The organism is Methylibium sp. T29-B (assembly GCF_000576225.1).
GTDB lineage: Bacteria > Pseudomonadota > Gammaproteobacteria > Burkholderiales > Burkholderiaceae_C > Methylibium > Methylibium petroleiphilum.
Window position 1 is genome coordinate 1 of the sequence record NZ_AZSN01000007.1, and the last position, 13,842, is coordinate 13,842.

Below are 13,842 nucleotides of genomic sequence, written 5' to 3' on the forward strand. Positions count from 1 at the left end.
GCGCGCACAGGCCTCGGCTTCACGACCTGAGGCACACCTTCGCCGTGCACACGCTGCTGCGCTGGTACCGCGAGGGCGCCGATCTGCAGGCCAGGATGCCGGTGCTGGCCACCTACCTCGGCCACGCCTCGATCGACGGCGCCCAGGACTACCTGCAGATGACCGCCGAGCTGTACCCGGAGATCGTCTCGCGATCGGACGCCGCCTTCAGCGACGTCATTCCGCGCAGGCCCTGGAGGTCGTCATGAAGCCGACCGACCTCTCCCTGCACGTGACGAACTTTCTCACGCGCTATCTCGCCGGCCAGCGCAACCTGAGCCCGAACACGATCAAGGCCTACCGCGATGTGTTCACGCTGGTGCTGCGCTTCGGCCGTGACGGCCGCGGCATCGCCGTCGAGCGCCTGTCCTTGGCCTACATCGACGTGGCCTTTGTCGAGGCGTTCCTCGATCACCTGGCGCAGGAGCGGAAGTGTTCGATCCGTACGCTGAACCAGCGGCTGGCCGTGCTGCACGCGTTCTTCCGCTACGTGCAGTCGGAGGTACCGGAGCGGATGTTGCAGTGCCAGAAGATCATGCGATGCCGCTGCGGCGCCACGTCCAGGTGCCGGTGGCCTACATGTCCAAGGACGAGCTGACGCAGGTGCTGGCGCACCCCGATCCGACCACGCCGGCCGGCCGGCGCGACGCGGTGATGCTCAGCGTGTTGTACGACACCGGCGCCCGGGCGCAAGAGTTGATCGATCTGAACGCACACGACGTGCGCCTGACGACGCCGGCCCAGGTGCGGCTCCTGGGCAAGGGACGCAAGGTGCGCGTGGTGCCCCTGATGGACGCCACGGCTCGGCTGCTGCGCGACCATCTGCGGGAGAACGATCTTGACCGGCCCGAGCGAGGCCATCTGCCTCTGTTCCAGAACCGCCAGGGCTGGCGCTTGTCGAGGTCGGGCCTGCGGTACCTGCCGCACTGCCACGTGCAGGCCGCCCGGTCGGCGGTCCCCGGCTTCACGCAGAAGATCAGCCCCCACAGCATGCGGCACACGAAGGGCATGCACCTTCTGCAGAGCGGCGTGTCGCTGGAGATGATCCGCGACTTCCTCGGGCACGTGGACGTGAAGACGACGCAGATCTACGCCAGGGCGAACCTGGAGATGAAGCGACGCGCGCTGGAGAAGGTGGCTGGCGAGTCGCCATCGGCGGCGTTGCCGTCCTGGCAGCAGAGCAAGTCGCTGCTGGACTGGCTGCGCTCGCTGTAGGCCGGCGCCAGGCCTGCCTCGCAGACCCAGCAGGGGCTGGGCTGCGAGGTGTTATGCGCAGACGGGGTCTCCGGGTTCCTTGGGAGTCGGGGCCGTCCGGTCCTTGCTGCGCATAACCGCGGACGAACCTAAATACGCGTTCGTGATCTGCGGCCGACCGTGGCCGAGCAGGGCGGACACGTGTTGCCGCGCGGCGCTGTCGGCGTCCGCCGCGACTCCCTGGCCGCCGGCCACCGGGGGCAGCGAGCCGGTCAGCTCGGTGTAGCGGTTGGCGGCGAACTGGTGTCGCAGGCCATGCGGAACCACGCGCAGATCGCGCTTCGTGATGCCGAAGCGCTCCATCACGTAGCGCAACCGGCGCAGCGCCTGAACCAGCGTCAGGTTCGGGTCGCCGACGCTGCCCTGCGTGCCTTTGGCGACGTGGCAGGCGTAGGTGACCGCATGGCGGCACAAGGCATCGTCGATCGGCACGTAGCGCTGCCGCCCGCCTTTCGTGCCGCGGTGGGTGTCGAGGTACTGGACCGTTCCGCTCCAGTCCTCCCCATCCGATCCTGAATCGCCCTTTGCCTGGCGCGCCGTCGCCACGTCGACGTGCGGACGCAGCATCAGGCTCTCCTTGAACCGCAGCCCGAAGGCGAGCATCAGCCAGAGGCTTGCCGCCGCGTGCACGTCGTAGTCCTCGACATCGCGGATCACCGACGCGACATCGATGCCCAGGGCGCGCCACGACTTGTCGTTCGTCGTGATGCCGCTACGGCGGTACAGCGCGGGGTCGTCGAAGTACGCCCGGATGGGCTTGAGCAGCTTGGGCTTGCCGATCCAGCGGGTGAAGGTCTTGAGGTGCGAGTAGTACGTCGGGATCGTGCCCGGCGCCAGGCGGCCGGCCTTGGCTTCGGCGCACCAGTGCGCCAGCACGAAGTCGGCATGGCGACCGCTGAACGAGCGCGGGTCGAGCTTGAAGGCCTTGACCGGGTTGTGGTGCAGAAACCGGAACACCCACACGCAAAGCCGGCCACGCGACTGGGCGGTGCGATGCCCGATGTTCTTGGCCTTGACCGCGTGCTGCCAGTTGTACCGGCGCAGGATCAGCGCCAGCACGTGCATGCACCGCTGCGGCTGCAGCGGCAGGGTGTCGAGATCGACGGTGAGCGGATCGGTTTGGGACATGGCGACCTCCGGGTGCCGGTGAATCGAAATTGACGGCCCGTTGAGAGACCGACAGGTGCCGAGCCAGGCATCGAGTCGGTTGCGCGTCCCCCACGCGCGGTTGCCTCGGGTTCGGACGGCAGCACCGTCCAGGCCTTCGTAAAAGTGATCGCCTTGCACACGGTGCGTACACGCGTGGCTGTCCGCTCGGGGCGGACCGCGACGCCAACTCGGCAGGGGCCGAGGGCGGGCGCGGCATGGTGTGCGGGCGTCACCCGTACGTCGGCCCATCGAGGGGCCGCACGCGGACGTTCAACCGGACCGAAAGGCACCACCGCAGCCAACGCGGTGGGCGGTCCGTTCACGCAGGTCCCACGGATACCGGTCAAGCCGGTGTGCCGTGGGTCGCGGTCGCTCGAGGCGGCCGCGGCGCGTGATGCTGGAACGTCGGGGGAAAGGAGGCGGGTGCCTGTGGGCACGCCGCAATCCACGGCCTCGGGGGCCATGGCGGCTGGTGGGTGAACTTGGCGGATCGAGTCCGCATGGATCCGGGGCTCTTAGCCCTCGGCGACCGAGGTCACCGTACTGATGGGCTTCCTTCGACGCAGCGACTGTGCACTGTGCCCGGTGTGGAAGCTACCGGCTTGACGCACCGCAATCATGTGCCAGCGCGACGCGGACCTCAAGCTCGAAATGTGCCGATTAGCGCGCCGTGATCGAGGTCGGCTCGCAGAGCGAGAGGGGTTGACAAGCCTTCTTCCTACCTCTGCCTCCGAAGGACCAGGACAGGAGTGTCTGGCGGGCCATTCGCGCGACTGCGGCACTTGACGGGACCGAGTCGGGTGCGACCGTGGAGCGACTTGCGGAAGCACCGGTGCGGCGGCGGCGAGGTGGGAGTGCAGCGAGAGCCGCGTTCCACCGAGGTCGTCGTGGCGCGCGACCTGATCGCGATAGCGCGCCGGGTTGGACGATCTTCCGCCTGGAAGCGAGCCATCGGCCGTCCGATGCTGGGCGGTCTTCACTGAACCTGTTGGAGGAACTCCATGACAGCAGTCGTCAGAGCCATCGACGTCGGCTTCGGCTACACCAAGTTCACGGTCGGCGGGAGCGCCTCGGACATCCGCTGCGCCCGCTTCCCTTCACTGGCCTGCCTCAGCACGCGTGACCCGTCGGCATCGCTGGGCGCGGAGCGCCGTCGGACCTTCGCGATCCCGATCAAGGGCGTCTTCTACGAGGTCGGCCCCGACGTGGTCCTCGCGGGCGACGGATTCCGCGCCACGCAGATCCACCACCGCTACATCGACACGCCGGAGTACCTGGCACTAGCCCGCGGCGCCATGCGCTCGATGAGGGTCGAACACATCGACCTGCTCGTGGTCGGCCTGCCCGTGGCGACCTTCGCCGCCGACAAGGCCGCGCTCGAAAAGCTGATGACCGGCCGGCACGACGTGGGCGGTGGCAAGACCGTCCACGTGCGCAAGGCACTGGCGATGGCCCAGCCGCATGGCGCGCTGATCGACTATGCGGACCAGCACGACCGCGTGCTCGCGATGCAGGACGAACAAAGTCTGGTGATCGACCCGGCTCTCGCACCTTCGACTGGTTGGTGGCGCGCGGCATGAGGCTGTCGCACAAGCGCAGCCACTCCGTCGACCGCGGCGTGGCCGACATCCTGAACCTCATCGCGGACGACGTCAGCGTGGAGATCGGCTCTACCTACACCGGCCTGGACAGCATCGACCACGCGCTGAGGACCGGCAAGGCGTTGAACGTGTACCAGAAGACCTATCAGCTCTCACGCATGAAGCCGATGGTGGAGAGCATCGCCCGACAGGCCGTCGCGGCCATGATGCGGCGCATCGGCCCCGCCTACGACGTGCGCAACGTGATCCTGGTCGGCGGCGGTGCGTTCCTGTTCCGCAAGGCGGTCATGCAGGCGTTCGCATCGCACGAGGTGCTGGAGGTCAAGGAGCCGATGTACGCCAACGTGCGCGGCTATCAGATCGCAGGTTCCAACTATGTGGCTGCGGCCACGCAGGGCACGGGCGTTGTGGTGGCGGAAGGGGGCAGGGCATGAGTGCCGTCGACACGAAGACAGATCAGAGCGTCCGGCTGCTTTTCGAACTGTCGCGCGACGACAACCCGCGGCTGTTCGACGACCTGATGCGATTCAACAAGGGGCCCAAGCGCGTCAATCGGCTGCGATTCCTCGCCCATGAGGGCCTGCTGGCACAGCAGTGGACTTTGGGCATGACCATTCAGGTGCCGGTGCCGATGGCGGCCGCGCCAAAGGCGCTACGGCATGTCGGCGTGGACCCAGCTGTGGCGCGCCAGACCAGCCAGGCGTTCGAGGTCAGCGCGGGCGGAGCGGAGGATTGATGCGGCGCCAGCGCAAGGCGAAGCGCGCGGTCAGCGCGTCAGCGTTATCGCAGATGGCAGTCTGCGAGCAGTTGTTCGTGTTCGAGCACTTCGAGGGAAAGCGCCCAACGCGCGAGCAGAGGGCGGCCCTGCAACGTGGGCTGCGGGTGCACCGGAAGTTCGCGTCGGAAGGGGAGTCGGAAGCAGCGCGGGTCGGCCGCTGCTTCATTGCCACGCATGTCTTCGGCGAGGGGCCGGAGACGCGAGTTCTGCGGCAATTCCGCGATCGGTTCCTGCGTCACACGCGCGCGGGCCGACGTGTGATCCTCGGGTATTACAGCGTGGCCCCCTTGATCTGCCGGGCCATGGCGCGCGAGCCGAGGCTGCAGGCTGTTGTTCGAACGGTGCTGAAGCCATTGGTGTGGGTAGCCTCACTCAGCCTTGACGTCTCGGAGGGCAGACGTGTCAGATGAGGTTTGGTACGCGGTTCTGGTCGTTGCAGCAGTCTTCGCCGGCGTCTGGGCGATTGTTCGCGGAAAGCGCGGCCGGCATGTCCGCGCAGAGGACTTGCTGCCAGAGCAACTTAAAGACGACGCCCTTGTCTACGTGGAGCGTACGTTTCGGTCCCGAGAGCACCCGCTTATGGTGGCGAGAGTCGATCGGGCGTACCGAAGCCGCCGAGGGCAGATCACCCTTGTGGAGCTGAAGACCCGGGCGCAAGTCAAGGCGTACCCTTCGGACGTCGTCGAGCTGTCGGCACAGCGACATGCGTTGTCGAGCGAGACCGGTGAACAGGTCTCGCCGGTGGCCTTCGTCGTCGTGGAATCGAATGGCGTACGCACACCGCTGCCGGTGCGTCTGCTGTCTCGAGACGTGGTTAGAGCCCTTGCACGAAGGCGCGAGCAGCTTCTCAACGGACTGCGTACGCCGCGCTTTACTTCTCACCCGCGGCTGTGTGCCGGCTGTTCCTATCGGAAACGCTGCCATCCTGGTCGGATGTCTGTGGACGGGCATGGCTTTTCGGAGGTACCAACGAGGCGGGTTCTCGGACCTGGAGACTGATCGCCTCGAGCACGCCAGCCCAGCGCTCCAGTGCGTGCTTCCGTTCCGCGAAGTAGTCGTACTGGTTGTAGATGCCCTCGACATCTCGCACCTTGTGATTCAAAGCGCGTTCCGCGACGAAACGGTCGACCCCGAGCGCGGCCAAGTGCGTGCGCGCCGTCCTTCGCATGTCGTGCACGGTGAAGTGCTCAACGTCGACCAGTTCAAGTCGCCGCAAGGCCACGATCAGGGTGTCGGGGCTGACGTGCTCGAACCGGTTCTTTCGGGGGACACCGGCCTTCATGTGGACGAGGCGACGTGCCGGAAACAGATATGCGCTGCCCGCGGCGTGCACCTGAAGTTCACGTAACCAGGAAACGACCAGCGGCGCAAGCGGGATGTCGATGGCCGTGCGCTTCTTCGTGCGCGAGGGCTGCAGGCGCCAGACCCCTACGTCGAGATCGAACTCGCCCCACCGGGCCGACAGCAGTTCCATCTTGCGCACGCAAAGCGCCAGCAAGAGCCAGATCGACAGCTCGTTGACGCGCCCGAAGTTGAGGGTCATGCGCATCGCGCGAGCTAGCTTGATGAGTTCGTCCCGATCGAGCCACCGCCCCCGCGGAATTTCCGTTCCCCCAGCGTCCGACTGCTCAAATCCGCTCGCGGGGTTGACCTCGATCCAGCGCTGCTTGACAGCGAAGTGGAACATGCGGAACAGGTAGCGCAGGGCGTCGTTCGCGACGGTCGGCGCTCCCTTTGCAACGATCCGAGTCAGCACGTCGTCGATGTGAGAAGGGCGGATCTGATCGACCGACAGCCGCCCGATCACCGGGTTGATGTGCAGGCGAATGACCCGTTCGACCACCTCGGGGTACTTGTATCGGGGAAGGATGTGACGCTGGTACCACTGTTGTCCGAGCGAACGGACATCGGCGCGATCGGCAGCCGCTTGCTTCTCGGCGCGTTTGGCGACCGCAACGTCGACGCCTTGCTGGAGCTGCACCCGGTCTCGCCTGGCGAGCTCGCGGGCGTCCTTCAAGGAGATGTCGGGATAGCGGCCGAGCACCTTCTCCTTGTTCTTCCCGGCCCACCGGTACCTCAGGACCCAGGAGGCCTTGCCGAGCCGGGCCCCGGCCTCGGTAGCGAAGAAGGTAAGGCCTTCGCCGATACCCTTGTCGACGGGCCCGGCGGCGAGCCAGCCTTCAGTGTCTTGTCCGTAGCGGTCCCAGTCATCGCGCGGCCTCCAGCCCGATCCGTGGGGGGAAAATCGGGAGGCGTCGCGCGCCTCGGGGGCGGATGCGTTCCCCCCACGTTTTCCCCCACACAAAACATGCGCTTCACTGGGAAGTCCTGCTACCTCCTGGCACTACGTTCCACACGAAATCAACGGCTTACGAGGCCCTTTGGGGTGGCATCGCACCCCTTGAACCACTACTCGATGTTCTGCACCTGCTCGCGCATCTGCTCGATCGCGACCTTCATCTCCACGGAGATCTGCGTCAGCTCCAATGCGGCCGACTTCGAGCCCAGCGTGTTGGCCTCGCGCTGCAACTCTTGAATCAGGAAGTCCAGGCGCTTGCCGAGCTCGCCACCGGCCTTCAACAGACGTTCGATCTCGTCGAGGTGGGCGCCGAGCCGCGCCAGCTCCTCGGCCACGTCGATCCGGATGGCATAAGCGGCCGCCTCGTTCAGGGCGCGTTCCTGCAGTGCCTGCTGCGGCAGGGTCTGCGCAGCACCGCTCGATGCCAGGGCTTCCTGCCAGCGCTCCAAGAAGCGTTGCTGCTGGCGCTGCACCACCTGCGGCACCAGCGGCTGGGCATCGCTGGCCAGCTGCCGCACGCGGTGGACGCGCTGCATCAGCACCACAACGAGCTTCTCGCCCTCGCGCGCGCGCGCTTCGACCAGCCCCGTCACGGCGCGCCGGGCGGCATCGAGCGCCGCGTCGTCGAGCCGCACCGCCGGCGCCGCGCCGCGGCACCACTGCAGCACCTCGTGCACCGTCAGCGGCGGGGCGTTCGGCAGCCACGATTGCACGGTGTTTTCCAGGCGCGACAGCGTGTGCAGCTGATCGGTCTGCGGCTGGGGCCAAGCGGTGCCGGCGTCGTCCCGCGTCGCGAGCCGCAACTCGATCTTGCCGCGCCGCAGCTGGCCGGTGATCAGCTCACGCAGCGCCGGTTCCAGCGCGCGCATTTCGTCAGGCATGCGAAATGCGATGTCCAGGAAGCGGCTGTTGACCGAGCGCAATTCCACCATCACCCCGGCGAACGGACCGTGCCCGCTCTCGCTGGCGTTTTCCCCTGTGGCGGAGGCCCCGGTCGATGCGCTTGCATAACCGGTCATGCTGTAAACTGCCATCGAACTTATCGCATTGCAAAATCCGATTATGTCAAAGCTGAAACCCGCGCCACTGCCTGCGGGCACCGTGGTCGGGGGTTACCAGGTCATCAAGAAGTTGGCGGCCGGCGGCTTTGGTGTCGTCTATCTCTGCGAAGACAGCGAGCGGCGGCTGATCGCGCTGAAGGAATACCTGCCCGCCTCGCTGGCCGAACGTTCGGTGGGTGAACTCACGCCCCGAGTCAAACCCGAGAAGCAGCCGCTGTACCGCCTGGGCTTGAAGAGCTTCTTCGAGGAAGGCCGTTCGCTCGCGCAGATCAGCCACCCGAGCGTGGTCTCGGTGCTGAACTTCTTCCGCGAGAACGAGACCGTCTACATGGTGATGAACTACCTGCAGGGCGACACCCTTCAGGACTTCATCGTCACGGCACGCGACCTGAAGCGCGACAAGGTTTTCAGGGAATCGACGATTCGTTCACTGTTCGACGAGATCCTCCGTGGACTGCGCATCGTGCATCAGCACAAGATGCTGCACTTGGACATCAAGCCGGCGAACATCTTCATCACGAACGACAACAAGGCGGTCATGCTCGACTTCGGCGCGGCCCGCGAGGTGCTGTCGAAGGAAGGCAATTTCATCCGTCCCATGTACACGCCGGGTTTCGCTGCGCCTGAGATGTACCGGCGCGATGGCACGCTCGGCCCCTGGACCGACATCTACGCGATCGGCGCGTGCATCTACGCCTGCATGCAGGGCTATCCGCCGAACGACGCGCCGCAGCGCATCGAGAAGGACCGCCTCGGGCTTTCGCTGTCGCGCTTGCGCAATGTGTATTCCGACAACCTGATCGAAGTCACCGAATGGTGCATGTCGCTCGACCCGCTGTCGCGCCCGCAGAGCGTGTTCGCGCTGCAGAAGGAACTGGCACGCGAGACCGAGCGCCGCTATACCAAGCTCAGTTTCAGCGAGCGGCTGAAGCTGCAGCTCGAAAACATCAAGACCGGCGCGAAGGCGTGAGGATCGCCGCATGAGGTTCTCCGTCTACCAGATCAGCCGCAAGGGCGGCCGCGAGAAGAACGAAGACCGCATGGGCTATTGCTACACGCGGGATTCGGGGCTGTTCGCGCTGGCCGACGGCATGGGAGGGCACCCGGAGGGCGAGGTCGCCTCGCAGCTCGCGCTGCAGACGCTGGCCGCCATGTTCCAGCGCGATGCCAAGCCGGTGCTGAAGGACCCGATGCGCTTCCTGCACGATGCCATCATCGCGGGCCATCACCAGCTGATCCGCTACGCCACCGAGAAGGCGTTGATCGACACGCCACGCACCACCATTGTCGCCTGCGTTCTGCAGGGCAACACCGCCTACTGGGCGCACTGCGGTGATTCCCGGCTCTACCTGGTTCGCGGCGACAAGCTCATCGCCCGCACCCGCGACCACAGCTATTCCGAGCTGCAGGACACGATGGCGCAGGTTGTGCCGATGGGCGAGCGCTTCAACCGCAATGTGCTGTTCACTTGTCTGGGCAGCCCGGGCAAGCCCGTCGTCGATACCGTGGGGCCGTTGATCCTGCAGAAGCGCGATCGCCTGCTGCTCTGCTCCGACGGTCTGTGGGGCAGCATCAGTGACGACACCATCACCGAGCAGCTCGCCACGCGCTCGATCTCCGACGCCGTGCCTGAACTCGTCGAGCAGGCCCTGCGCAAGGGGGGGCCGAAGAGCGACAACGTGACCGTGCTCTCGGTCGAGTGGGAGGCGGCGGAGAATGCCGTCCCGGACCAGGCCATATCCACCCAGACCCTGGGCGAGGAGGTGTTCGCCTCCACGATCCAGGCCAGTGTCGGCGCCGGCTCCGGCGAACCCGACGAGCTGGACGAAGCCGAGATCGACCGCTCGATCCGCGAGATCAACGAGGCCATCCGGCGCTCGTCCGAATCCAAGAAGCACTGAAAGGCCCGCCATGGGTTTCGAACGCACGCAAGCCCGTGCAGCGGACGCTTTGCGCCCGCTCACCATCACCCGCCGCTACACGAAGCACGCCGAGGGTTCGGTGCTGATCGCCTTCGGCGACACCAAGGTGCTGTGTACGGCCTCGGTCGAGGAGAAGGTGCCGCCGCACAAGCGCGGCTCCGGCGAGGGCTGGGTCACCGCCGAGTACGGCATGTTGCCGCGCTCCACCCACACGCGTAGCGACCGTGAGGCCGCGCGCGGCAAGCAGAGCGGTCGCACGCAGGAGATCCAGCGCCTGATCGGTCGCTCGCTGCGTGCGGTGTTCGACTTGAAGGCATTGGGCGAGCGCAGCATCCACCTCGACTGCGACGTGCTGCAGGCCGACGGTGGCACGCGCACCGCGGCGATCACCGGCGCCTACGTGGCGGCGCACGACGCGGTGACCTGGTTGCTGGCGCAGGGCAAGATCGGGGCCTCGCCGATCCGCGAGCCGGTGGCAGCGGTCAGCGTCGGCATCGTGCAGGGCACGCCCCTGCTGGATCTCGAGTACATCGAGGACTCCGCCTGCGATACCGACATGAATGTCGTGATGACCGGTGCCGGCCACTTCATCGAGGTGCAGGGTACCGCCGAAGGCGCTGCCTTCAGTCGCGCCGAGATGGACCGGCTGCTGGCGCTAGCCGAGCAGGGCATCCGTACCCTGGTCGCGGCCCAGGCCGCGGCGTTGAAGGACTGAGGTCCCCGCCGTGCGCGTGGTCCTGGCCTCCAACAACGCGAAGAAGCTGGTCGAACTGCAGCGGCTGTTCGCCGCGCTGCCGATCGAACTGGTGACGCAGGGTTCGCTGGGCATCGCCGAGGCCGAGGAGCCGCACCACACCTTCGTCGAGAACGCGTTGGCCAAGGCGCGGCACGCCGCTGCAGAGGCGGGCTGTGCGGCGATCGCCGACGACTCCGGCCTGTGTGTCGATGCGCTGGGGGGCGCTCCCGGGGTCGTTTCGGCCCATTACGCGACGGTCGTGCTGCCGGCCGCCGATCGCGAGGCACAGCGTGCAGTGCAGGACGCCGCCAACAACGCGCTGCTGCTCGATCGACTGCAAGGGCAGGCGGACCGGCGCGCCAGCTTCGTCAGCACCCTGGTCGCTTTGCGCCATGCCGACGATCCCCAGCCGCTGATCGCTTTCGGCCGCTGGCAGGGCGAAATCCTCGACGCGCCGCGCGGCGAGGCCGGCTTCGGCTACGACCCGCTGATGTTCATCCCGGCGCTCGGCCGCAGCGTCGCGCAGATGCCGGCCGAAGAGAAGAGCCGCTGCAGCCACCGGGCTCTCGCCGCGCGCGACATGCTTGCGCTGATGCGCGCACACTGGCTCGCGTGAACACGCGAGCTATCGACGTCGCGGCGCTGCACCAGCGCGCCGGCACGCTGCAATTGGCGGCCTTGCCGCCGCTGGCGCTGTACGTCCACCTGCCGTGGTGCCTGAAGAAGTGCCCCTACTGCGATTTCAACTCGCATGAGTTGACGACGGCGCCCATGCTCCGGCCCGACAGGCCCGGGGCTGGAACAGGCCGTGCGCTCGACGCCGGAGTGGAGTCGCGCTACCTCGACGCGCTGCGCGCCGACCTGGAGGGGGCTCTGCCGCTGGTCTGGGGCCGGCGCGTGGTCAGCGTCTTCATCGGCGGCGGCACGCCCAGCCTGTTCTCGCCCGACGCGATCGGGCAACTGCTGGCCGACGTGCGCGCCCGGTTGCCGCTGGAGCCCGGCTGCGAGATCACGCTCGAGGCCAACCCGGGCACCTTCGAGCGGGAGCGCTTCCGCGCTTTCCGCGCGGCCGGCGTGACGCGTCTGTCGATCGGCGTGCAGAGCTTCGACGACGCCAAGCTGAAGGCGCTGGGCCGGGTGCACGATCGCGCCCAGGCCCTGGCGGCTGTCGAGGAAGCGCGCTCGGCCTTCGACACCTTCAACCTCGACCTGATGTACGCGTTGCCAGGCCAGAGCCTGGCCGATTGCGAGGCCGACGTGCGGCAGGCGCTCACCTTCGAGCCGCCGCACCTGAGCGTCTACCACCTGACGCTGGAGCCGAACACCCAGTTCGCGTCGCGCCCGCCGGCCGGTCTGCCCGACGACGACACCGCCTTCGGCATGCTCGATCGCATCACCGAACTCACCACCGCAGCGGGCCTGGGGCGCTACGAAGTCTCGGCCTATGCGCGGCCCGGCCACCGCTGCCAGCACAACCTCAACTACTGGCAGTTCGGCGACTACTTGGGCATCGGGGCCGGTGCTCACAGCAAGCTCAGCTTCGCGCACCGCGTCCTGCGCCAGACCCGCTGGCGCGAGCCGGCGGCCTACCTGCGGCAGGCGGTGGAGGGCGCGGCGGTGTCCAACGAGCACGAGGTGGCGCGCCAGGAACTGCCGTTCGAGTTCATGCTCAATGCGCTGCGCTTGAGGGAGGGCTTCGAACTGGCCCGGTTCGCCGAGCGCACCGGCCTCGCGGTGACCGCGATCCAGCGCGGGCTGGAGGCGGCCGAGGCCAAGGGCCTGATCGAGCGCGATCTCCAGCGTGTCTGGCCGACCGAGCGCGGCTTCGATTTCCTCAGCGACCTGCAGTCGCTGTTCCTGCCGTAGCCAGCCGCGCGTGAAGCTCAGACCCGGTTGAGCGAGAGGCCCGCGGTGCTGCGCAGGCGATCGAGCAGGTGCGGTGCGATCTGCGACAGCGGCAGCACCTCGTGCGCCGCGCCGGCCGCGATGGCCTCGCGCGGCATGCCGAACACCACGCAGCTCGCCTCGTCCTGGCACAGGTTGTAGCTGCCGGCGTCGCGCATCTCACGCATTGCCTTGGCGCCGTCGGCGCCCATGCCGGTCAGCATGATGCCGATGGCGTTCGGGCCCACCACGCGGGCCGCGCTCTTGAACAGCACCTCGACGCTGGGCTTGTGGCGGTTGACCGGCTCACCGTCCTGCACGCGGGCGACGTAGTTGGCGCCGCTGCGCTCCACGCTCAGGTGCAGGCCGCCGGGGGCGATGTAGGCGTGCCCGGGCAGCACGCGCTCGCCGTCGCGTGCCTCGCGCACGCTGATGCGGCACAGGCCGTCGAGCCGGTTCGCGTAGCTGGTCGTGAAGCCGGGTGGCATGTGCTGGGTGATCACGACGGCCGGGGCGTCGGCCGGCAGCGCCATCAGCACCTCCTTGGTGGCCTCGGTGCCGCCGGTCGAAGCGCCGATGAACACAATCTTCTCGGTCGACAGAGGCCCAGGCTGGCGGCCGGCGCGGCCGCGCGCGGTGCGCTGGCACCGGGCGCCGGCGACGGCGCCGTGACCAGCTTGCGCACGCGGGCCTGGGCCGCGGTGCGGATCTTCTCGGTGATGTCGGCGCCGAGCTGGCGCAGGCCATCGGCGACGCCGATCTTCGGCTTGGCGACAAAGTCGACGGCGCCCAGTTCCAGCGCCTTCAGCGTGACTTCGGCACCGCGCTCGGTCAGCGTGGACACCATCACCACCGGTGTGGGACGCAGCCGCATCAGGCGCGACAGGAAGTCGATGCCGTCCATGCGCGGCATCTCGACGTCGAGCGTGATGACGTCGGGATCGAGGTTGCGGATCATCTCGCGCGCGACGATCGGGTCGCTGGCCGCGCCGACGCAGCTCATGTCCGGTTCGCGGTTGATGATCTCGGTGAGCAGGCTGCGCACCAGCGCCGAATCGTCCACCACCACCACACGGATCTTCGCCATCTTGTTCTCCCTGTTCTTGTGTCCTCGATGCA

General features: G+C 67.4%; 14 protein-coding genes and 3 pseudogenes. 13 read left to right on the plus strand and 4 right to left on the minus strand.

Features of this window, described 5'->3' with window-relative positions; genetic code table 11:
* From Y694_RS02240 to Y694_RS02245, 3 genes and pseudogenes are all read left to right on the plus strand, one after another.
* A pseudogene (locus Y694_RS02240) lies at positions 1–248 on the plus strand (integrase); the annotation flags it as partial.
* Positions 245–637 (plus strand): site-specific integrase, encoded by a 393-nt coding sequence (locus Y694_RS24620; protein ID WP_197028712.1) that lies wholly within the window; start codon positions 245–247, stop codon positions 635–637. The pseudogene Y694_RS02240 and the gene Y694_RS24620, both read left to right, overlap by 4 nt.
* Entirely contained in the window at positions 580–1,254 is a 675-nt protein-coding gene (locus tag Y694_RS02245; RefSeq protein WP_197028713.1) for a tyrosine-type recombinase/integrase, read from the plus strand. The genes Y694_RS24620 and Y694_RS02245 overlap by 58 nt, the downstream gene beginning before the upstream one ends.
* 51 nt (positions 1,255–1,305) lie before the next feature.
* Here Y694_RS02245 and Y694_RS02250 read toward each other — a convergent pair whose 3' ends face one another.
* Entirely contained in the window at positions 1,306–2,421 is a 1,116-nt protein-coding gene (locus Y694_RS02250) for an integrase domain-containing protein (protein ID WP_051495512.1), read from the minus strand.
* A 1,022-nt stretch (positions 2,422–3,443) separates the two neighbouring features.
* Here Y694_RS02250 and Y694_RS25315 point away from each other — a divergent pair.
* From Y694_RS25315 to Y694_RS27015, 5 genes and pseudogenes are all read left to right on the plus strand, one after another.
* Positions 3,444–4,022, plus strand: a complete 579-nt coding sequence (locus tag Y694_RS25315) for a PRTRC system protein D (protein WP_231497490.1) — start codon at positions 3,444–3,446, stop codon at positions 4,020–4,022.
* Positions 4,007–4,477, plus strand: a complete 471-nt coding sequence (locus tag Y694_RS25320) for a hypothetical protein (RefSeq protein WP_231497491.1) — start codon at positions 4,007–4,009, stop codon at positions 4,475–4,477. The genes Y694_RS25315 and Y694_RS25320 overlap by 16 nt, the downstream gene beginning before the upstream one ends.
* A complete protein-coding gene (locus tag Y694_RS02260; protein WP_036229508.1) occupies positions 4,474–4,779 on the plus strand; it encodes a hypothetical protein in 306 nt (101 codons plus the stop codon). The genes Y694_RS25320 and Y694_RS02260 overlap by 4 nt, the downstream gene beginning before the upstream one ends.
* Positions 4,779–5,231, plus strand: coding sequence for a CFI-box-CTERM domain-containing protein (locus Y694_RS02265; protein ID WP_036229509.1), 453 nt, complete (start codon positions 4,779–4,781; stop codon positions 5,229–5,231). The genes Y694_RS02260 and Y694_RS02265 overlap by 1 nt, the downstream gene beginning before the upstream one ends.
* Positions 5,221–5,685 (plus strand): annotated as a pseudogene (locus Y694_RS27015) (hypothetical protein); the annotation flags it as partial. The gene Y694_RS02265 and the pseudogene Y694_RS27015, both read left to right, overlap by 11 nt.
* A 7-nt stretch (positions 5,686–5,692) precedes the next feature.
* On the opposite strand, the gene Y694_RS02270 reads toward Y694_RS27015, so the two are convergent.
* Positions 5,693–6,865, minus strand: a complete 1,173-nt coding sequence (locus tag Y694_RS02270; protein ID WP_409072460.1) for a tyrosine-type recombinase/integrase — start codon at positions 6,863–6,865, stop codon at positions 5,693–5,695.
* A 365-nt stretch (positions 6,866–7,230) separates the two neighbouring features.
* Positions 7,231–8,139, minus strand: coding sequence for a YicC/YloC family endoribonuclease (locus tag Y694_RS02275; protein WP_036229511.1), 909 nt, complete (start codon positions 8,137–8,139; stop codon positions 7,231–7,233).
* 43 nt (positions 8,140–8,182) lie between these two features.
* On the opposite strand from Y694_RS02275, the gene Y694_RS02280 reads away from it, so the two are divergent.
* The 5 genes from Y694_RS02280 to hemW are packed head-to-tail and all read left to right on the plus strand — an operon-like array spanning position 8,183 to position 12,705.
* Positions 8,183–9,151 (plus strand): serine/threonine-protein kinase, encoded by a 969-nt coding sequence (locus Y694_RS02280; protein ID WP_011830291.1) that lies wholly within the window; start codon positions 8,183–8,185, stop codon positions 9,149–9,151.
* A gap of 10 nt (positions 9,152–9,161) precedes the next feature.
* A complete protein-coding gene (locus tag Y694_RS02285; RefSeq protein ID WP_011830290.1) occupies positions 9,162–10,082 on the plus strand; it encodes a PP2C family serine/threonine-protein phosphatase in 921 nt (306 codons plus the stop codon).
* A gap of 10 nt (positions 10,083–10,092) precedes the next feature.
* On the plus strand, positions 10,093–10,818 hold the full coding sequence (gene rph / locus Y694_RS02290) for a ribonuclease PH (RefSeq protein ID WP_011830289.1): 726 nt from the start codon (positions 10,093–10,095) through the stop codon (positions 10,816–10,818).
* A 10-nt stretch (positions 10,819–10,828) separates the two neighbouring features.
* Positions 10,829–11,455: an RdgB/HAM1 family non-canonical purine NTP pyrophosphatase gene (gene rdgB, locus Y694_RS02295; protein ID WP_011830288.1), complete on the plus strand. Its 627-nt coding sequence runs from the start codon at positions 10,829–10,831 to the stop codon at positions 11,453–11,455.
* On the plus strand, positions 11,452–12,705 hold the full coding sequence (gene hemW, locus Y694_RS02300) for a radical SAM family heme chaperone HemW (RefSeq protein ID WP_011830287.1): 1,254 nt from the start codon (positions 11,452–11,454) through the stop codon (positions 12,703–12,705). Before rdgB ends, hemW begins: the two co-directional genes overlap by 4 nt.
* A 17-nt stretch (positions 12,706–12,722) precedes the next feature.
* On the opposite strand, the pseudogene Y694_RS02305 reads toward hemW, so the two are convergent.
* Positions 12,723–13,810: pseudogene (locus Y694_RS02305) on the minus strand (chemotaxis response regulator protein-glutamate methylesterase).
* Between the last annotated feature and the right edge of the window lie 32 nt (positions 13,811–13,842).

Coding starts and splice junctions, on each gene's coding strand:
- Y694_RS02260 (WP_036229508.1), top strand. CDS start 4,474: ATGAGTGCCGTCGACACGAAGACAGATCAGAGCGTCCGGCTGCTTTTC.
- Y694_RS02280 (WP_011830291.1), top strand. CDS start 8,183: ATGTCAAAGCTGAAACCCGCGCCACTGCCTGCGGGCACCGTGGTCGGG.
- Y694_RS24620 (WP_197028712.1), top strand. CDS start 245: ATGAAGCCGACCGACCTCTCCCTGCACGTGACGAACTTTCTCACGCGC.
- rph (WP_011830289.1), top strand. CDS start 10,093: ATGGGTTTCGAACGCACGCAAGCCCGTGCAGCGGACGCTTTGCGCCCG.
- Y694_RS02250 (WP_051495512.1), bottom strand. CDS start 2,421: ATGTCCCAAACCGATCCGCTCACCGTCGATCTCGACACCCTGCCGCTG.
- Y694_RS02275 (WP_036229511.1), bottom strand. CDS start 8,139: ATGACCGGTTATGCAAGCGCATCGACCGGGGCCTCCGCCACAGGGGAA.
- Y694_RS02285 (WP_011830290.1), top strand. CDS start 9,162: ATGAGGTTCTCCGTCTACCAGATCAGCCGCAAGGGCGGCCGCGAGAAG.
- Y694_RS02245 (WP_197028713.1), top strand. CDS start 580: ATGCCGCTGCGGCGCCACGTCCAGGTGCCGGTGGCCTACATGTCCAAG.
- Y694_RS02265 (WP_036229509.1), top strand. CDS start 4,779: ATGCGGCGCCAGCGCAAGGCGAAGCGCGCGGTCAGCGCGTCAGCGTTA.
- Y694_RS25315 (WP_231497490.1), top strand. CDS start 3,444: ATGACAGCAGTCGTCAGAGCCATCGACGTCGGCTTCGGCTACACCAAG.